Origin of the sequence: Roseiarcus fermentans (genome assembly GCF_003315135.1) — a bacterium.
Classification (GTDB): domain Bacteria; phylum Pseudomonadota; class Alphaproteobacteria; order Rhizobiales; family Beijerinckiaceae; genus Roseiarcus; species Roseiarcus fermentans.
Window position 1 is genome coordinate 15,068 of the sequence record NZ_QNRK01000051.1, and the last position, 18,051, is coordinate 33,118.

The following is an 18,051-nucleotide window of genomic DNA, read 5'->3' on the forward strand; positions in this document are numbered from 1 at the left end:
TTGGTGACAGCGCGGTTCAAAGGGTTCGGTCTGGAGAGGAAGGCGACGAGCGGGCGTCCGGTCGAAGGAGGTCCTCATGACGAGCATGCGTGTGCTGGCGATCGCCGCCGCCCTGACGTCCCTGTCGCCGGCGGCTTACGCGAATGACGCGTCCCGCTGCGTCGACGTCTCCGTGCCCAGGAAGGCCGTCGAGGCCGGCAAGGGCCAGTGGATCGAACTGACCGCGGACCAGTGGGAGTTTCTTCGCGGGGTGTACGCGATGAATCCGTTGACGCCGCCGGGCCTTCCTTACGGAGACAAGGCGGCGCTGGCGAGGGTCGAGGGGAACGACGGCGGGCTCGTGTTCTTCCTCGACGGAAATTTGGCCTGCACGCCGATGGCGGCGCCGAAAGCGCTGCTGGCCCTGCTCGACGCGGTGGCGACGGCGACGATCGCCCATGAGGGCAGCGGGCTGTGACGAGCTCGAGCGCGGCAGGGAGACGTTCGCGAGCGCAAGAGGGGCGTTCGCGAACGAGAACGGCGGTCTCCCGGCCGCGCTCGACCCAAAGGCCGACGGGTCGCGCATGTCGAGACTTGATTCCACGATTCCCCGGCCCCTTGCTGCATTCGCCCGGCGTGACATTGTAAGGTCGCAGTCCAGCGCCGAGTCGGCGCGGAGGGGCGGCGCATGCGGTCCGTCGATAATCCGGTCATCACGTCGCCGGTTGATCGCAAGCACGTCGCCGAATGGCGCAAACTGCCGCCGGGGCAATGGGGTGTCACGCCGGAAACGCAACGCCTCCTCGAGCAATCCTCGCCGAATGCGGCCCACGAATCCCTTCTCCCCTTGCGGGAGAAGGTGGCGCGAAGCGCCGGATGAGGGGTTCGCTCGCTCCGTCGCGTTATCCCGTTTCCCCAACCGCCAAGGCGAACGCCCGCGCGATGCGCAAGGCGCCGACGGAGGCGGAACGGGCGCTTTGGCATATGCTGCGCAGCCGGCGTCTCGCGGCGATGAAATGGCGCCGCCAGGTCCCGCTCGGTCCGTTCATCGTCGATTTCGTCTCGTTCGAACACCGGCTGATCGTCGAGTGCGACCGCGCCCAACATGCGGACAATCCGCATGACGCCGCCCGCGACGCGTGGCTGCGCGCGCAGGGCTTCGCTATCCAGCGTTTCTGGAACCACGAGATTCTCCAGCAGGCCGCGCACGTGGCCGACACGATTCTCGCTCGCTGCGGGTTGCCGTGGTGCGCGGCCGACCCCTCATCCGTCGTCGCTTCGCGACGCCACCTTCTCCCGCAAGGGGAGAAGGGATGCGCCGCCGAGACGGCGTGGGAGGAGGTCAACTCAACTTTCTCCGTCCGTTCGCGAGGCCCGACTCCAGCCGGATTTGCATCAAGGTCATCAACCACTTCGGCGACGAGGTGCAGAAGGTTTTTCGGGTGTGAGGGTTCGCCTCAGGCGGTCCCCTGACATCTCCAATCGAGGACGAATGAATTCTCTTTATCAGAACATTTCCTTGCCGATATTCTTCAGTTCCCGTATTCTCCCTGTCTGAACGCCCGACAGGAGAAGCCCCATGCCCGAAATCGCCGACCGCCCGACCGTCCTCCCCGGACCGATCGCATGCGGCGCAGGAACCAGGTCGACCGTGAGGCGCGGGTGGGCGGCCTGCTCAACCGCGGCAACTGCGTGGCGAAAATCACGGACTGGGAATGCGTGTCGCTGATGCGCATGCGCAACTGCGTCCGGGAATTGCTCGAGCGGCGCGCGCGGCAACCCCCCGCCGGGACGCGTCGCGGTATGGTACTATTAGACACTAATGGAATGTCTTAAATGCCGAGCTACGGCCTCCCTCTCCCATATGGGAGAGGGAAAGCCGGGCGAAGCCCGGCAGGGTGAGGGTCCGGAACACCGACGGTCGGCGTGGCGAACCCTCACCCGGCCGCTTCGCGGCCTGCCTCTCCCCAAGAGGGGAGAGGGGAATCAGCGCGGCTGGCGGCTACAAAGTGAAAGCGTGATGTAACTCCCAAGCCGGCAGCGAACAGCGCCGTCATCGCGAGCGAAGCGAAGCGATCCAGGGCCGCTGGGCCGCTGTTGCGCCCTCTGATCGTCCCGCCGCCCTTCGTTGCGAGCAGAAGACGGAGCGATTTTTTCCGCAGGAGGCAAGCGGCGGCATGGGTTGCTTCGTCGCTTCGCTCCTCGCAATGACGGGGTTGGGAGTAACAACGTGACAGGTTTGGGCGCCCAAGTCCTTGAAAGGATGCGTCGCCTGCCAGACCTGGCAGGCTGGACCCGGAGGGCGCGACCGACAGGCGGGCCCGCGCTCCAGGCGCCGCCCTCAGTCCTCTTCGAGGTCCTCGAACGCGCCGCGGTCGCCCTCGGCGCCGACCAGAATCTCGCGTTTCCCCGAATGGTTGGGGGCGCTGACGACGCCCTCCTTCTCCATCCGCTCGACCAGCGAGGCCGCCTTGTTGTAGCCGACCGACAGGCGGCGCTGGATGTAGCTGGTGGAGACCTTTCGGTCGCGCAGCACGATGGCGACCGCGCGGTCGTAATAATCGGCCGATTCGTCGGCGTCCATCGAGCCGGGGGCGGCGGGCGGGCCGTCGTCGCTGTCCTCGGGCTCGTCGTCCTCGGTGATGGCGTGCAGGTATTCCGGGGCGCCCTGCTTCTTGAGGTGGGCGACCACCTTCTCGACCTCGGGGTCGGACACGAACGGCCCGTGGACGCGGGAGATGCGGCCGCCGCCGGCCATGTAGAGCATGTCGCCCTGGCCGAGCAGCTGCTCGGCGCCCTGTTCGCCGAGAATGGTGCGGCTGTCGATCTTGCTCGTCACCTGGAACGAGATCCGGGTCGGAAAGTTGGCCTTGATCGTGCCGGTGACGACGTCGACCGAGGGGCGCTGGGTCGCCATGATCAGGTGGATGCCGGCCGCCCGCGCCATCTGCGCCAGGCGCTGGATCGCCCCTTCGATGTCCTTGCCGGCGACCATCATCAGGTCCGCCATCTCGTCGACCACCAGCACGATGTAGGGCAGCTCCTCGAGCGCCAGCTCCTCGCGCTCGTAGACGGCCTCGCCCGTTTCGCGGTCGAAGCCGGTCTGAACGGTGCGCGACAGCATCTCGCCCTTGGCGCGCGCCTCGCTGACCCGGGCGTTGAAGCCGTCGATGTTGCGAACGGACACCTTCGACATCTTCTTGTAGCGGTCCTCCATCTCACGCACCGCCCATTTGAGCGCGACCACCGCCTTCTTCGGGTCGGTGACGACCGGCGTCAGAAGGTGCGGAATGCCGTCGTAGGTCGAGAGTTCGAGCATCTTGGGGTCGACCATGATCAGCCGGCACTGCTCGGGCTTCAGCCGGTAGACGAGCGACAGGATCATGGTGTTGATCGCCACCGACTTGCCCGATCCCGTGGTGCCCGCGACCAGGAGGTGCGGCATGCGGGCGAGGTCGACAATGACCGGCTCGCCGCCGATGGTCTTGCCGAGCGCGATCGCGAGGCGGTGCTTCGACTTCTCGAAGTCCTCGCTTCCCAAGAGCTCCCGCAGGTACACCATCTCGCGCCGCTGGTTCGGCAGCTCGATGCCGATCGCGTTGCGCCCCTGCACGACCGCGACGCGGGCCGAGACCGCGGACATCGAGCGCGCGATGTCGTCGGCCAGACCGATGACGCGCGAGGACTTCACCCCCGGCGCCGGCTCGAGCTCGTACAGGGTCACGACCGGTCCGGGGCGAATGTTGATGATCTCGCCCTTGACGCCGAAGTCGTCGAGAACGCCCTCGAGCATGCGGGCGTTCTGCTCGAGCGCGTCGTTGGAGACGCGCCCGACCTGCTTCTTCGGCTCGGCGAGCACGGCGAGCGGCGGCATGGCGTAGTCGCCGCGCGGCGAGAGGGCGAACTTGAGCTGCGAATCGGCGGCGGCGCGCGGACCGGGTTTCAAAGGCCCTGCGGGCGCGGCCACGCGCGGCCCGGCGGCGGGCGGCTCGGGCGCGGATTGCGCGGGCGGCGCCGGCGTGGGTCTCGGGCGCGGCGCGTAGGCGGATGGATTGGTCAGCCCGCCATCGTCGGCCTGGAGCCCGGACCACGCCGGCCGGGGCTCCGCCGGCCGGGCCTTGCCCGCTGGCTTCGCCGGCCGCCGGACGAGGCGCCGGATGGCGGCCCGCGTGGTCAGCAGCGCGTGGAGGACGGCGCCGATCGACACGATCCCGAGGCCCGGCCGGTCCTCGCCGTCTTCGTCGTCCGCGCGCCCAGGCGAACGGCCCGCCGGTTTGGGCTTCTCCGGCGCCTCGTCGGCGTTCGGCTGTCCCGCGACGCCGGCGGCCGCCGTCAGCGCGAGAATCGCGACGGCGGCGAAGGCCGCGGCGGTCGCGGCCATCCCCCAGCCGGCGGTGGCGCCGACCCGTCGCGGCAGGGCGAGCAGCGCGTCGCCGACGACTCCGCCGAGGCCGGTCGGCAGAGGCCAGCTTCCGGGCGCGGGCAGGAGCGAGGCGAGCGCCGCCGTCGCCGCGACCCCGACGAGATAGTAGGCAGCCTTACGGTGCGCGTTGGCGAGCCGGCGGTCGGTCAGGAGCCGCCAGCCCCAGAAAGCGGGCGGCAGGAGCGTTGCGACGCAGGCGAGGCCGAGCATCTGCATGACGATGTCGGCGGCGACCGCGCCAGGTCCGCCGAGGAGATTGTGGACGCGCGCGCTGGTGGCGTGGGTGAGGCTCGGATCCTCGACCGACCAGGTGAGGAGGGCGAGGCCGAGGCCTCCGACGCCGGCGAGCGCGGCCAGGCCGAGAATCTCGGCCGCCCGGCGTTGCGGAAACTCCCGCAGCGCGCTGGGCAGGTAGTCGAACACCGAGAAGGTCGTGGTACGCATCGCTCGCTCGCCCGGTCGCGCGGCGAGGTCCGCGCGCCGCTCTGGTGGAGACCCTATGAGGCCCGAGTTAATGCGCGCCTAACCATACCGGCCGGCCTCGGGCGACCGGTCGGCGCGGCTGGCGCCGCGCAAAAAAGAGGGCGCCCCGAGAGGCGCCCAGTTTCCACGGGAGGAAGAGGAAACCGGCGGCGCTTGCGCCGCCAGGAGATCATGTCATTGAACGACCTCGCCGTGCAGGGCGTAGTCGAGACCGTCGCGCTCGACATCGTCGCTGACGCGCAGGCCGATCGTCGCCTTGATGACGGCGAGGATGATGATGGTGACGATGGCGTCGTAGACGATGACGGTGCCGACGCCGATGCACTGGTTGATGAACTGGCCCGCGTTGCCCTCGAGCACGCCGGCGGTGCCGCCGTATTGCTGGACGGCGAACACGCCGGTCAGCAGCGCGCCGATGATGCCGCCGACGCCGTGGACGCCGAAGCAGTCGAGCGCGTCGTCATAGCCGAACGCCTTCTTGAGCGCGGTGGCGCCGAGGTAGCAGCCGACGCCGCAGGCGACGCCGATCACGAACGCGCCGAGCGGACCGACGAAGCCCGAGGCCGGGGTGATGGCCACGAGACCGGCGACCGCGCCCGAGCAGATGCCGATGACCGTCGGCTTGCCGTGGTGCGCCCATTCGATGAACATCCAGGTCAGGGCAGCGACCGCGGTCGCGATCTGGGTGACGGTCATCGCCATGCCGGCCTGCACGCCCGCGCTGACCGCCGAGCCCGCGTTGAAGCCGAACCAGCCGACCCACAGCAGGCCAGCGCCGATGAAGGTCAGGACCATGTTGTGTCCCGGGCCGCTGTCGCGCCGCTTGCCGACCATGATCGCCGCGATCAGCCCCGCGACGCCCGCGTCGATGTGCACGACCGTGCCGCCGGCGAAATCGAGAACCTTGAACCAGGCCGCGTCGTTGGCCGAGTTGAAGATGCCGTCGGGTCCCCACAGCCAATGCGCGACCGGGGCGTAGACGAGGATCGACCACAGGCCCATGAACCACAGCATGGCAGAGAACTTCATGCGCTCCGCGAACGCGCCGGCGATGAGCGCGGGCGTGATGATCGCGAAGGTCATCTGGAAGCACATGTAGACGGTCTCGGGGATCGTCGGCGCGAGTGCGTTCGGGTTGCCGATGCCGCCGTTGTTGACGTCGCTGAGGATGCCCTGCAGGAACGCCCGGCTCAGGCCGCCGATGAAGGGCGTGCCGCCGGTGAACGACAGCGAGTAGGTGACGACCGCATAGATGACCGTCACCAGGCAGGTGATGGCGAAGCTGGTCATCACGGTGTCGCCGACGTTCTTCTTGCGCACCATGCCGCCGTAGAAGAGCCCGAGGCCGGGGATCGTCATCATCAGCACGAGGGCGACCGAGGTCAGCATCCACGCCGTGTCGCCGCCGCTCGGCGTGCAGTTGGTCAGGACGGCGGGAACCGCGGGAACGGCCGCGTACTTGTCGGTCTCGGGAACGGCAGCGACTGCGGCCGCGCACGCCGGGGTCGCCGGCGGGGCGGGCTTCGCTGCCGGGGCGGGCGCCGGGGCTGCGGCCGGGGCTGCGGCTGGCGCGGCGGGCGTGTTTTGCGCGTAAGAGGCTCCGGGCGCGGCGAAGCCGACCAGTGCGGCTATCGCCAACGCCGGAGCGAGGCGGGAGAAAATACGTATCATTGGACAGGAACTCCGATTGGAAAGGATAGCGCGCAGGTCAGAGGGCGTCTTTGTCCTTCTCGCCCGTGCGGATGCGGACCGCCGAGTCGAGGCTGTAGACAAAGATCTTGCCGTCGCCGATCTGGCCGGTGCGCGCAGCCGCGACAATCGCGTCGACGACCTTGTCAGCGACGTCGGCGTTGACCGCGACTTCGATCTTCAGCTTCGGCAGAAAGCTGACCGCGTATTCCGCGCCGCGATAGATTTCCGTATGGCCCTTTTGACGGCCATATCCCTTGACTTCCGTGACTGTCAGGCCGTGCACGCCGATGGCGGTCAGCGCGTCGCGCACCTCCTCCAGCTTGAACGGCTTTATGATCGCCATGACAATTTTCATCGGCCTCGCCCCAATTGCACGCAGGACGGCAGGCGTGCTGCCGTCCGCTGTCTGCGGTGAAGTCGGAGCGCTGGGGCGCCCCGCCGACGTCCGTCTTACAAAGCGCGTGCCATGGCGAGATCGGCGCGAAAGACGCGGCGACTCGCCGGATTGTCTCGCAATCCCGAGCGATTTCCGCGGCCTCGAGGGACGCTCCGACAGATCTGCTCAAAAACAGGGCGCCCAGAAAATGACCGATTCGACTGATTGTGTTGCGGCGCCGCAGAGCAGGCCGACGACGACCGGGTTCGTCCTCGCGGCTACACCGACTTCCTGGCCACGATCGGACACTCGACCTTGACCTGTCGCGGTCGCAGCGGCGCGCCGCCGGCTGCGTCGATCAGCCATTCCGCGGCGACGGCGCCCATTTCGAGATGCGGCAGCAGCACGGTCGAGAGCGGCGGGTGCAGGTGCTGGGCGATCTCGCGGTCGTCATAGCCCATCACGGCGACATCGTCCGGGATCTCGAGGCCGAGCTCGCGCAAGGCCTCGTAACACCCGACCGCCATCAGGTCGTTGGCGCAGAAGATCGCGGTCGGCGGCGTCGCGAGCGCCATCAGCGCGCGGGTCGCTTCGTAGCCCGACGACGCCTGCCAGTTGCCCTCGCGCAGGAGTTCTGGATCGAACGGCAGGTCCGCCGTGGCGAGCGCCTGGCGGTAGCCGCGCAGCCGATGGCGTGCGGCCTCCATGGCCGCTTCGCCGTTGATGTAGCCAATGCGCTTGTGGCCGGCACGGATCAGGACGTCGGCGGCCGCGTGGCCGCCGGCGACCTCGCCGGGAACGACCGATGCCAGCGTCCCGCCGGGGGCGTGGCAGTTGAGAAGCACGATCGGCGCCGGCGACCGCCAGACGGGCGGTTCGATCAGCCGCGTGTTGATCGTCGCATAGACCAGCCCGGCGATCGGCAGCGAGGAAAGCTGAGCGAGCGCCGCGGCCTCCATGTCGGCGTCGCCGCGCGTCGCCATGACCGTCACCGTCAAGCCGTGCGCCCAGGCCTTCTCCCGCACGCCGTCGAGGGCGATCGCGGTCCAGGGGTCGGTCGAGATCTCGTCGCAAATGAAGCCGATGGTGGCGGCCGCCGAGACGGCCGCCCCGCCGCCCCGCCGCGCCTGCTGATAGCCGAGCTTGGCGGCCGACTTGATCACGCGCTGGCGGGTCTCGTGCGACAGGCGCGCGCCGTCGGCGTGGTTGAGCACCAGCGAGACCGTCGTCTGCGACACGCGCGCCTCGTTGGCGACGTCGTTCATGGTCGGGCGCCGCGCCGGCGCCTTGCGCCGACCCCGCTTTTGCGTCGAGGCGCGGTTTGGCGAGCCTCCGGCGGCGCTGTCTTCGTCCTGCATCCCTCCCCTCGAGATGGCGGCCATGCAAATATTATTAGCAGGGCAACATCCTGAAAACCATCCAAAAAGTCAATTTGCTTCGGTTTCCCCATTGACAAGCTTTAGCGCCTTATTATCCTCCGGCGCGCTCGGGTTCAAACGTGAGGAAGGGCGCGGCGTCATCGCCGCGGGGAACCGTCCCGCGCCTGGAAGCCGAACGGCAGCCGCACCGCGACGCGTCTACGACGCGCGGTCGCGGGGAGGAGGAAACACATATGCTCATTACACGCAGACACGTGCTGATCGGGACGGCCGGCGCCGCCGCCTTCGGGATCGTTCCGGCCTTCGGACAGGTCCCGCCGCTGAAGAAGAAGGACCACTACAAGGTCGGTTTCGCCCAGACGGAAAGCAACAATCCCTGGCGGCTCGCCCAGACCGCGAGCATGAAGGACGAGGCCGCCAAGCGCGGGGATCAGCTCGTCTATACCGACGCCGCGGGCTCCGCCGCCAAGCAGGTCGCCGATGTCAACAGCATGATCGCGCAGGGCGTCGATTTCATTTTCCTCGCGCCACGGGAGGAGAAGCCGCTGGCGACCGCCGTCCTGAACGCCCGGAGGGCCGGCATCCCGGTGCTGGCGATCGATCGCGACCTCGATCAGGCGATCGCCAAGAGGGGTCAGGACTACCTCGCGTTCATCGGCTCGAACTTCATTCAGGAGGGCCAACGGGTCGGCGACTGGACGATCGCCAAGACCGGCGGCAAAGGCAAGATCATCGAACTCGAAGGCACGATCGGGTCATCGCCGGCCAACGACCGCAAGAAGGGCTTCGACGACACGATCAAGGCCAAGGCGCCCGACATGGTGATCCTCGCCAGCCAGTCCGGCGACTTCGCCCGCGACAAGGGCCGGCAGGTCGCGGAGACGCTGTTGCAGGCGCATCCGGACGCGACCATCGTCTATGCTCACAACGACGAGATGGCGCTCGGCGCGATCGCCGCCATCGAGGCGGCCGGCAAGGTCCCCGGCAAGGATATCCTCGTGGTCTCGATCGACGGGGAAAAGGACGCGCTCCAGGCGATCGTCGACGGAAAGCTCGGCTGCTCCTGCGAGTGCAATCCGCGCTTCGGGCCCGCGGCCTTCGACATCCTCTACAAGTACGCCGCCGGCGAGACGATCCCGCCCTCGATCATCAATCCCGACCACTTCTACGACGCCAGCAACGCGGCCGCCGCCCTGCCAACCGCCTACTGAACCGTCGCTTGCCCAGTCCCCTCCCGCCTGCTTTGATGTCGGCGGGAGGGGCGCGGCGCACCGCGCGCGAGCCGAAACCGGAGCCAAAGAACGCAATGCCGACGTCGGCGCCGCTCCTCGTCATGCGCGACATCGAGAAGCGCTTCCAGGGCGTGCACGCCCTCGCCAAGGCCTCGCTCGAGGTCCAGCCCGCCGAGATCATGGCGCTCGTCGGCCAGAACGGGGCCGGCAAGTCGACGCTGATCAAGGTGCTCACCGGCGCCTACGGCCGCGACGCCGGCTCGATCGACTTCAGCGGCCGGCCGATCGCCTTCGCTTCGCCCCAGGAGGCGCAGCGGGGCGGCATCAGCACCATCTACCAGGAGATCAATCTCGTCCCGTTCCGCTCGGTCACGGAGAACATCTTTCTCGGCCGCGAGCGCCGGCGTTTCGGCCTCCTCGACTGGAGCCGGATGAACGCCGAGGCCGCCGATCTGCTGCGGCGATTCGACATCGCCATCGACGTTCGCCGGCCATTGATGGATTATTCGACCGCCATCCAGCAGATGGTCGCGATCGCGCGCGCGGTATCGTTCAAGGCGCAACTCGTGATCATGGACGAGCCCACCTCTTCGCTCGACGAGCGCGAGGTAGAGGTTCTGTTCGACGTCATGCGGCGTCTGAGAGCCGAAGGCGTCGCAGTCGTTTTCATCACCCACCGCCTCGACGAACTCTACCAGGTTTGCGACCGGGTGACCGTGATGCGCGACGGTCGCACGATCGCGACGCGCCCTATGGCCGAGGTCGACAAGCTGCATCTGATCGCCGCCATGCTCGGGCGCGACGTCGAGGCGGTGCGCGGCCACGCGACCGGCTTCACCGCCGCAGCCGGCCCCGCGGGCGACGAAGTGCTGTCGGCCGAGGGCCTCAGGATCGGGCGGCGCGTGCGCGACTCGCGCCTCGACGTGCGAGCGGGCCAGATCGTCGGCCTCGCGGGCCTGCTCGGATCAGGCCGGACCGAGACGGCGCGCGCGATCTTCGGCGCCGATCCGCCCGACGCGGGCTCGATCCGGCTGATGGGCAAGGCGATCACGCCGCGCGAGCCCGCCGACGCGATCGCCATGGGCGTCGGCTATTGCAGCGAGGACCGCAAGGCGGACGGCATCGTGCCGGACATGTCGGTGCGCGAGAACCTGACGCTGGCGATCCTGCCGCGACTCGTCGCTATGGGGGTGGTCGACGAGGGCCGCCAGCGCGCGATCGTGGAAAAATTCATGAAGCGCCTCGCCATCAAGGCGTCGGGCCCCGAGCAGAAGATCCGTGAGCTCAGCGGCGGCAACCAGCAGAAGGTCTTGCTCGCCCGCTGGTTGTGCGCCGATCCGAAGCTCCTGATCCTCGACGAGCCGACCCGCGGCATCGACGTCGGCGCCAAGGCCGAGATCCAGTCCCTGATCCGCGAACTCGCCGACCAGGGCCTCGGCGTGCTGATGATCTCGTCGGAGCTCGAGGAGATCGTCGAGGGCGCCGACCGGGTGTTCGTGCTGAGCGACGGCCGGACGGTCGCGGACCTGCCGCACGCGCAAGCCTCCGCGCGCGCCATCATGGCGGCGATGGCGCACGAGGACGCCGCCGCGACCGGGGAGGTCGCCCGTGGCTGACGCGCCGAGCCTGACCCGCGGGCGCGCCGGGCCCGACGTCGCCGCTTTTTTCCGCCGCTACGCCGCGCTGGCCGCGCTGATCGTGCTGCTGGCGTTCAATTTCGCGGTGACGCCGCATTTCGTCAGCCTCCAGACCCTCAACGTCAACCTGACCCAGGTGGCGACCATCGTCATCGTCTCGGTCGGCATGACGCTGGTGATCGCGACCGGCGGCATCGACCTGTCGGTCGGGTCGCTGATGGCGATCGCCGGGGCGCTCGCGCCGCTTATTTTCCTCAGCCCGTTCGGCGTCGCCCATCCCGCGCTCGGCGACCTCCTCGCCTTCGTCCTGCCCGTCGCCGTCGTCGGCCTGCTCGGGGCGTTCAACGGCTGGTTCATCACCCGCTTCCAGGTCCAGCCGATCGTCGGCACGCTGGTGATGTTCATCGCCGGCCGCGGCATCGGCCAGGTGCTGACCAACGGCAATTTGCAGGTGTTCCACAACCCGACGTTCCAGTTCATCGGGCTCGGCCGGGTGCTCGGCGTGCCGTTCCAGGTGATCGTCATGCTGGTCATCGTCGGGCTCGCCGCCTGGACGGTGCGGCGCACCCTGTTCGGCCGCCACATTCTCGCGGTCGGCGGCAACGAGCGGGCGGCGCGCCTCGCCGGCGTTCCGGTCGCCCGGGTCAAGCGCTGGGTCTACGCGATCAGCGGCCTGTGCGCCGGACTCGCGGGGCTGGTGGTCGTGTCGATCAATTCGTCGAGCGACGCCAATCTGGTCGGTCTCGGCATGGAGCTCGACGCCATCGCCGCGGTCGCGGTCGGCGGCACGCCGTTCACCGGCGGCCAGGCGAGCGTGATCGGAACGCTGATCGGGGCGCTCCTGATCCAGCTCCTGCGCTACACCCTGCTCGCCAACGGCGTGCCGGACGCAGCCGCGCTGGTCGTCAAGGGCGTGATCATCGCCGGCGCGGTCTGGTCGCAGCAACGGGGGCGAACGGCATGAGCCTCGAGTCCGCAGTCCCCGCCGGACCGGCGCGTCCCGGCGCCATCGCCTGGGCGGCGCAGCAGCGGGTGCTGATCGCGCTCGCGGCGCTGATCGCCTTCGGCGCGCTGCGCTACGATCACTTCCTCGGCGCCTACAACGTGCTTTCGGTGTTGCGCTACAATTCCATGTTCGCGCTGACCAGCCTCGGCATGGCCTTCGTCATCATGACGGCCGGCATCGACCTGTCGGTCGGCACGACGGCCGCCTGCGCGAGCGTGGTGTCGGCGCTGCTGTCGTCCTACGGCCTGGTTCCGGGGCTCCTCGGCGGCCTCGGAGTCGGCGTTGCGGTCGGCGCGATCAACGGCTTCATGGTGACGCGGATGCGTATCCTGCCGTTCATCGCCACGCTCGCCGGCATGCTGATGGCGAGCGGGACGGGCCTTCTGCTGGCGCACAACCAGTCGGTCTCGGTCTCCTACGACACCGCCTTCATCTGGCTCGGGCAGGGCGACGTTCTGGGCTTTCCCGTCCCGGCCTGGATCGCGCTCGCGGCCTATGTCTACGGCTCGGTCGTGCTCAACTTCACCAGTTTCGGCCGCTACGTGCTCGCGGTCGGCGGCGGCGAGGACGCCTCGCGGCTGATGGGCCTCCCGGTCGACCGGGTGGTGTTCTGGACCTATGTCCAGTCTGGCGTGTTCGCCGGCCTCGCGGGCGTCATCCTGGCCGCGCAGTTCGGCGCCGGCCAGCCGGCGGAGGGCGTCGGCTGGGAATTGTTCTCGATCGCCGCGGTCGTGGTCGGGGGCACGCTGCTCACCGGCGGCGTCGGCTCGGTCGCCACGACCCTCGCCGGCGTGCTGCTGCTCGGCCTGATCTTCAACGTGCTCAATTTCGAGAACGGCCTCGGCTGGATCAGCCTCAGCGCCTACTGGCAGTCGGTGGTGCGCGGCGTGTTTCTGATGGCGGTGGTGATGGCGGGCTCCGGCGCCGCGCGGCGGGCGCTCCGGACGGCGTGAGGCGAGACCGCGCGAGCCTGGCGCCGCAGGAGGCGTTTCAAGGGCTTGGGCGCCCAAACCTGTCACTTTGTAACTCCCAACCTCGTCATTGCGAGGAGCAAAGCGACGAAGCAATCCCTGCCGCCGCTTGCTTCCTGCGGAAAAAATCGCTCCGTCTTCCGCTCGCAACGAAGGGCGGCGCGACGACCAGAGGGCGCGACAGCGGCCCAGCGGCCCTGGATCGCTTCGCTTCGCTCGCGATGACGGCGCTGTTCGCTGCCGGCTAGGGAGGGAGTCGCACTCCCTCTCCTCTTCGGCGCAGGCTGAGCGGGCGCCGAACCAAGGCGGCGCCAAATCAGGACAAGCGCCGGCGGCTCCCGTTTTGTGGTTTTTCAAGAGGTTGCGCGCGAATTGAGTTCCGGTCGCGTCTCCCGAGGCGGTTGCGCGCGCGGAACCGGCGGGCGCGCCCCCGGAGGGGCGGCGTCCCGCCGCCCGGGCGCCCGCCCGTTGCGCCTCGCGGCGATTCGCGCCTGGCGGAGCCGCCGCCCGGCAAGCCGCTTCCAACGCCGTTCCGCCGTCTTCCGAGCGACGAGACGCAACCGGGGCGGATTTCCGGGCAACAGGACAATCCGTCATGGCCTGGCTTGTCCGGTCCAGCCCGGCCATGACGCCCGAGCGCGGCCGCCCGGCAACGTGCCCCTGGTACGGCGAGACGAGGATGGCGGCGAAGGGCATGCGGGCGCGGTCTCGGGTCGAATGGAAACATCGTAGCCGTGATTCTGATTTTTGCAACACAATGTAGATATATTTCACCCAGAGTGAAATCCTGGCGCGGTGGCGAGCTTGCGGACGCCGCCGCGAACGGCGCACGTGCATCGGTAAGCAGCCATTGCCGATACCTGTGGCATCCGCCAGAAGCGCGCGTCCATCGACGCTCAAATTTGTGGGTGGCGGCTTGCCTTGTCTGGAATGGGCGCTGCCGTCCGGGCATGGGCGGCGGTTGGTGTCCATCATGACGAACCGTCGGAACACGTCCCTCGACCTCCCGAGCCTGAGCGAGCGGGCGCGTCCGATGGGGATCGAGGCTTCCACACCAGGCGAGTCGTTTTTCGGCGGGCAGCCAACTCAGGGTTTTTCGCCGCAATCCGCCTGGAGCGGGCGTTCCCGGTCAGACCGCTCAGGCGTAAGGCGTACCCGCCATTGCGGCCTTCAGACCGACGGAACCCTTATCGACAATGGCGAGCAAGACGGCTTTCGCCTCCTCTGCATCTCGCCTCAGTCGAAAGGTCTGGTGAGCCAGGATGAAGGCCGAGGTCCACGTCGCCAGGAGGAGACCGGCCGCCAGACGGGCGTCAGGATCGCCGGGATCACGCCCAACGCTTTCGGAAAGCGCCGCCGTCACGACTTGCGCGATCTCGTCCCGTATCGCCCGGGCGCGAGCCTTGAGGGTTTCGCTGCCTTCGACCGTCCGCACGAAGTCCAGGCTGCCATCGGAGAATTGAACGAAAGGCGCCTGCTCCGCGACGAGACGGTGGCCGAGTCGGCGCAGGGTCTCGATCGGCGAGACGCCGGGATCACGCCGTCGCAAGGTTTCTTGCAGGATTTCGCGACCCTCCTCATCGCGATCGAAGAACATGTCCTCCTTGCGGGCGAAATGATTGAACACCGTCATCCGTCCGACGTCGGCGGCCTCCGCGATCTCATCCACCGTTACGTGGTCGAAGCCTCGCTCCCGGAAAAGGCGGTCGGCGGCCAGCGAGATCGCGCGCCGCGTCGCGAGGCGCTTCCGGGATCGGCGGTCGGATGGCTCTGGCATGGCGCCATCCATTAGCATTTCTTCGTACTCAGTACAGTTTTTCGTTGACGGAGCCCCTCCGGGCGCATAGTTGTGTATCCAGTACATGATAGTATCAGGTACGGATTTGAATTTTCCTCCAGAGAGGGACCTGACGAGAGGCCATGAAAGCGGTTCAGTTCAGCGAATATGGAGGCCCGGAAGTCCTGCGCGTCGTCGAGGTCGATGCGCCGCATGCCGGCCCCGGCCAGGTGCGGATCGCGGTGCGGGCCGCCGGGGTCAACCCCTCGGACTGGAAACGTCGGGCCGGACTCTACCGCGATTTCGAGGCGGTGACCTTTCCCTCCGGCATCGGCGTTGAAGCATCGGGCGTCGTGGACGAGGTCGGCCCGGGCGTTTCCGACGTCTCGATCGGCGCGGCCGTCTTCGGCTTCGGCGAAGATACGATGGCCAAATATGCGGTTCTTACGCACTGGGCTGTGAAGCCGGACGAGCTGTCGTTCGAGGTCGCCGCCGGGCTTCCGGTCATCGTCGACACAGCGACGCGCGCCCTTGACGAAGTGGGGGTGAAACCCGGTCAGACGCTTCTCGTCAGCGGCGCCGCAGGCGGAATCGGGTCGGCCGTTCTCCAGTTCGCTCGCCTGCGTGGAATACCCGTCATCGGCACGGCGAGCGTGGCGAAGCATGATTATCTGCGCGGGCTCGGCGCCATCCCGACGATCTACGGACCTGGACTGGCGGAGCGCGTGCGAGCGCTCGCGCCGGGGGGCGTGGACGCCGCCCTCGACCTCGCCGGTTCGGGGATCATCCCGGAATTGATCGAGATCGTCGGCGATCCCGCGCGCGTTCTCTCCGTCGCTGATTTCGCCGCCGAGCAATACGGCGCGAAGTTCTCCCGTGGGCCCCCAAACAATCCGGAGCGACTCTTGGACGATGTGGCTCGGCTTTGTTGCGAGGGCCTTTTCCGTTTGCGCGTCGACGAGACGTTTCCGCTCGAGCAAGTGGCGGCGGCGCAGGAACTGAGCGCCGCGGGCCACGTGACCGGCAAGCTCGTCATTTCCATCGCTCGGGGGACAAAGGCTCGAAAATGACAGTCAATATCGCGCTGATCACCGGCGCGAGCCGCCCGCTCGGCCTCGGATTCGCGGTCGCCCGCCAACTCGCCCAACAGGACTACCACGTCATCCTGACCGCGCGGGACCTCCACCGGGCGGAAGAACGGGTCTTGGAACTTCGCCGCGCCGGCCTCACCGCCACCGCTCTGCGCCTCGATCTCGCTGATCGGACCAGTATCCGCGAAATTGCCGATCACCTCACCAGGACTGTCGACCACCTCGATGTGCTGGTGAACAACGCGAGTTCTATGCCCGACTTCCACGCCCGGTCGGCCCTCGACGTTGATTGCGATGCGCTCCACGCGGCCTTTGCGGTCAACGTGTTCGGATGCTGGGGACTCATCCAGGCTCTGCTGCCGCTGCTTCGGCGGGCTCCGGCAGCCCGTATCGTCAACGTCTCGAGCGCCGCGGCGCAGCAGATCGGAAAGCGCGGCGACGGCCTTCTGTTCTCGCCAGCCTACTCGCTCGCCAAGCACACCCTCAACGCCCTGACCGCCACCCTCGCCGTCGCGCTGGCCGACACGCCGATCCTGATCAACGCCGTCGACCCAGGACGAGTCGCCAGCCATCCCGAACGGGGTGACGACGCCGCCGATCGTTCCCCCGCCGAAGCCGCTGAGGGCGTCGTCTGGGCTGCAACCCTAGAATCCGGCGGCCCCTCCGGCGGCCTCTTTTTTGACAGGGAGCGCGTGAGTGCAGCCGAACCATGAACAGACCGCTTGTCCTTATCTACGCAACGATTTGCCTCGACGCCGTAGGGCTGGGCGTCATCTTCCCTATTCTTCCGCGGCTGCTCGAGGAGGTGACGCACGCCCGGAATATCGCGCCTGCGATCGGGATCATGACCGCGCTCTATGCGGTCATGCAGTTCATATTCGCGCCCGTGCTCGGCTCGTTGAGCGACTCCCTCGGCCGGCGTCCCGTTTTGCTCATTTCGCTCGCGGGCGCGGCGGTCAATTATGTCGTCATGGCGTTCGCGCCGCAGCTTTGGATGCTGCTCCTCGGACGCGCCGTCGCCGGCCTCACCAGCGCCAACGTCTCTGTGGCGACTGCCTACATCACCGATATTTCGCAGGAGGACCAGCGCGCCGGGCGCTTCGGCCTGTCCAACGCCATGTTCGGAATCGGCTTCGTCATCGGGCCGGTACTCGGCGGAATCCTCGGCGACGCCTGGCTGCGACTCCCTTTCATCGCCGCCGCCGGGCTGAACGCAGCCAACCTCTTGTTGGCCTTTTTCATCCTGCCGGAGTCTCGCGTTCCGGCCCGCCAGATGATCGATCTGGCGGGGCTCAACCCGCTTCGGCCGCTGCTTTGGGCTGTCTCGATGAAGAATATATTACCGATCGTATGCATGTTTTTTATCTTGAGCGGCGCCGGCGAGGCCTATGCGGTCTGCTGGGCGCTGTGGGGTTCCGACGCCTTCCAGTGGAATGGCCTCTGGATCGGCCTCTCGCTCGGCGCGTTCGGGGTCTGCCAAACGCTCGTGCAAGCGTTCCTGCCCGGCCCGGCGACCAAACTGTTTGGCGACCGTGGGGCGGTTCTCGTCGGGATCGTCTGCTCCTGCATCGCTCTTGTCGTCATGGCTTTCGCCAACCAGGGCTGGATCGTCTTCGCCATCATGCCGATCTTCGCGCTCGCGGGCATTGGCGCGCCGGCGCTTCAGGCCCTGGCCACCCGGCAGGTCGACGCCACCCGCCAGGGTCAGTTCCAAGGCGTGCTGGCGTCGGCGGTAAGCCTGGCGTCCATTGTGGCGCCGCTCGCTTTCTCGACGTTCTATGGTGTCGTCCAGAAGGCGTGGCCCGGAGCCATCTGGCTCTCGGTGGTCGCCATCTATGCCGTTGCGGTCCCGCTGATCTTCGTCGGCGACCATTCCGCGCCTGGCACACGGCCCGGGAGCGTGTAACGTGCGATCCCCAAACCTTTACGGGCCGGCGCAAGGGTTCTGGTTGAAACCGTCGAGAAGAAATCTCCGTAGCGGGACCGACCGGCAACGGCGGCAAAG

Annotated in this window: 15 protein-coding genes; 10 read left to right on the forward strand and 5 right to left on the reverse strand. The window is 67.9% G+C overall.

All coding sequences use genetic code 11. From position 1 onward, the window contains the following. Positions 1 to 76 precede the first annotated feature (76 nt). From DFR50_RS28910 to DFR50_RS33485, 3 genes are all read left to right on the forward strand, one after another. Positions 77 to 457, forward strand: a complete 381-nt coding sequence (locus DFR50_RS28910) for a hypothetical protein (RefSeq protein ID WP_113893400.1) — start codon at positions 77 to 79, stop codon at positions 455 to 457. A gap of 210 nt (positions 458 to 667) precedes the next feature. Continuing rightward, a complete protein-coding gene (locus DFR50_RS28915; RefSeq protein ID WP_113893402.1) occupies positions 668 to 859 on the forward strand; it encodes a hypothetical protein in 192 nt (63 codons plus the stop codon). Between the two features lie 62 nt (positions 860 to 921). After that, complete coding sequence (locus DFR50_RS33485) at positions 922 to 1,452, forward strand: endonuclease domain-containing protein (RefSeq protein ID WP_425376099.1); 531 nt, start codon at positions 922 to 924, stop codon at positions 1,450 to 1,452. A gap of 868 nt (positions 1,453 to 2,320) precedes the next feature. On the opposite strand, the gene DFR50_RS28930 is transcribed toward DFR50_RS33485, so the two are convergent. The 4 genes from DFR50_RS28930 to DFR50_RS28945 form a co-directional block, all read right to left on the reverse strand. Then, positions 2,321 to 4,846, reverse strand: a complete 2,526-nt coding sequence (locus DFR50_RS28930; RefSeq protein ID WP_113893404.1) for an FtsK/SpoIIIE family DNA translocase — start codon at positions 4,844 to 4,846, stop codon at positions 2,321 to 2,323. Positions 4,847 to 5,059: 213 nt separating this feature from the next. Continuing rightward, entirely contained in the window at positions 5,060 to 6,553 is a 1,494-nt protein-coding gene (locus DFR50_RS28935; RefSeq protein WP_425376100.1) for an ammonium transporter, read from the reverse strand. 40 nt (positions 6,554 to 6,593) lie between these two features. Further along, entirely contained in the window at positions 6,594 to 6,932 is a 339-nt protein-coding gene (locus DFR50_RS28940; protein ID WP_113893406.1) for a P-II family nitrogen regulator, read from the reverse strand. 299 nt (positions 6,933 to 7,231) lie between these two features. Next, positions 7,232 to 8,218, reverse strand: coding sequence for a LacI family DNA-binding transcriptional regulator (locus DFR50_RS28945; protein WP_113893452.1), 987 nt, complete (start codon positions 8,216 to 8,218; stop codon positions 7,232 to 7,234). Between the two features lie 347 nt (positions 8,219 to 8,565). On the opposite strand from DFR50_RS28945, the gene DFR50_RS28950 reads away from it, so the two are divergent. The 4 genes from DFR50_RS28950 (at position 8,566) to DFR50_RS28965 (ending at position 13,160) form a co-directional block, all read left to right on the forward strand. Beyond that, on the forward strand, positions 8,566 to 9,543 hold the full coding sequence (locus tag DFR50_RS28950; protein WP_113893408.1) for an ABC transporter substrate-binding protein: 978 nt from the start codon (positions 8,566 to 8,568) through the stop codon (positions 9,541 to 9,543). Positions 9,544 to 9,638: 95 nt separating this feature from the next. Further along, on the forward strand, positions 9,639 to 11,180 hold the full coding sequence (locus tag DFR50_RS28955) for a sugar ABC transporter ATP-binding protein (protein WP_113893410.1): 1,542 nt from the start codon (positions 9,639 to 9,641) through the stop codon (positions 11,178 to 11,180). Further along, complete coding sequence (locus DFR50_RS28960; protein WP_113893412.1) at positions 11,173 to 12,165, forward strand: ABC transporter permease; 993 nt, start codon at positions 11,173 to 11,175, stop codon at positions 12,163 to 12,165. The genes DFR50_RS28955 and DFR50_RS28960 overlap by 8 nt, the downstream gene beginning before the upstream one ends. Continuing rightward, complete coding sequence (locus DFR50_RS28965; protein WP_113893414.1) at positions 12,162 to 13,160, forward strand: ABC transporter permease; 999 nt, start codon at positions 12,162 to 12,164, stop codon at positions 13,158 to 13,160. The genes DFR50_RS28960 and DFR50_RS28965 overlap by 4 nt, the downstream gene beginning before the upstream one ends. A gap of 1,156 nt (positions 13,161 to 14,316) precedes the next feature. Here the strand turns inward: DFR50_RS28965 and DFR50_RS28970 are convergent. Further along, a complete protein-coding gene (locus DFR50_RS28970; RefSeq protein ID WP_113893454.1) occupies positions 14,317 to 14,955 on the reverse strand; it encodes a TetR/AcrR family transcriptional regulator in 639 nt (212 codons plus the stop codon). Positions 14,956 to 15,098: 143 nt separating this feature from the next. On the opposite strand from DFR50_RS28970, the gene DFR50_RS28975 reads away from it, so the two are divergent. Genes DFR50_RS28975 through DFR50_RS28985 form a run of 3 tightly spaced genes read left to right on the forward strand, consistent with a single transcriptional unit; the run spans position 15,099 to position 17,952 of the window. Then, positions 15,099 to 16,025, forward strand: a complete 927-nt coding sequence (locus DFR50_RS28975) for an NADP-dependent oxidoreductase (RefSeq protein ID WP_113893416.1) — start codon at positions 15,099 to 15,101, stop codon at positions 16,023 to 16,025. After that, positions 16,022 to 16,759: an SDR family NAD(P)-dependent oxidoreductase gene (locus DFR50_RS28980; protein WP_113893418.1), complete on the forward strand. Its 738-nt coding sequence runs from the start codon at positions 16,022 to 16,024 to the stop codon at positions 16,757 to 16,759. The genes DFR50_RS28975 and DFR50_RS28980 overlap by 4 nt, the downstream gene beginning before the upstream one ends. Next, entirely contained in the window at positions 16,756 to 17,952 is a 1,197-nt protein-coding gene (locus DFR50_RS28985; protein ID WP_113893420.1) for a TCR/Tet family MFS transporter, read from the forward strand. The genes DFR50_RS28980 and DFR50_RS28985 overlap by 4 nt, the downstream gene beginning before the upstream one ends. Positions 17,953 to 18,051 lie beyond the last annotated feature (99 nt).

Coding starts and splice junctions, on each gene's coding strand:
- DFR50_RS28945 (WP_113893452.1), bottom strand. CDS start 8,218: ATGAACGACGTCGCCAACGAGGCGCGCGTGTCGCAGACGACGGTCTCG.
- DFR50_RS28985 (WP_113893420.1), top strand. CDS start 16,756: ATGAACAGACCGCTTGTCCTTATCTACGCAACGATTTGCCTCGACGCC.
- DFR50_RS28940 (WP_113893406.1), bottom strand. CDS start 6,932: ATGAAAATTGTCATGGCGATCATAAAGCCGTTCAAGCTGGAGGAGGTG.
- DFR50_RS28975 (WP_113893416.1), top strand. CDS start 15,099: ATGAAAGCGGTTCAGTTCAGCGAATATGGAGGCCCGGAAGTCCTGCGC.
- DFR50_RS28930 (WP_113893404.1), bottom strand. CDS start 4,846: ATGCGTACCACGACCTTCTCGGTGTTCGACTACCTGCCCAGCGCGCTG.
- DFR50_RS28950 (WP_113893408.1), top strand. CDS start 8,566: ATGCTCATTACACGCAGACACGTGCTGATCGGGACGGCCGGCGCCGCC.
- DFR50_RS28965 (WP_113893414.1), top strand. CDS start 12,162: ATGAGCCTCGAGTCCGCAGTCCCCGCCGGACCGGCGCGTCCCGGCGCC.
- DFR50_RS28970 (WP_113893454.1), bottom strand. CDS start 14,955: ATGCCAGAGCCATCCGACCGCCGATCCCGGAAGCGCCTCGCGACGCGG.
- DFR50_RS28910 (WP_113893400.1), top strand. CDS start 77: ATGACGAGCATGCGTGTGCTGGCGATCGCCGCCGCCCTGACGTCCCTG.
- DFR50_RS28980 (WP_113893418.1), top strand. CDS start 16,022: ATGACAGTCAATATCGCGCTGATCACCGGCGCGAGCCGCCCGCTCGGC.
- DFR50_RS33485 (WP_425376099.1), top strand. CDS start 922: ATGCGCAAGGCGCCGACGGAGGCGGAACGGGCGCTTTGGCATATGCTG.
- DFR50_RS28955 (WP_113893410.1), top strand. CDS start 9,639: ATGCCGACGTCGGCGCCGCTCCTCGTCATGCGCGACATCGAGAAGCGC.
- DFR50_RS28915 (WP_113893402.1), top strand. CDS start 668: ATGCGGTCCGTCGATAATCCGGTCATCACGTCGCCGGTTGATCGCAAG.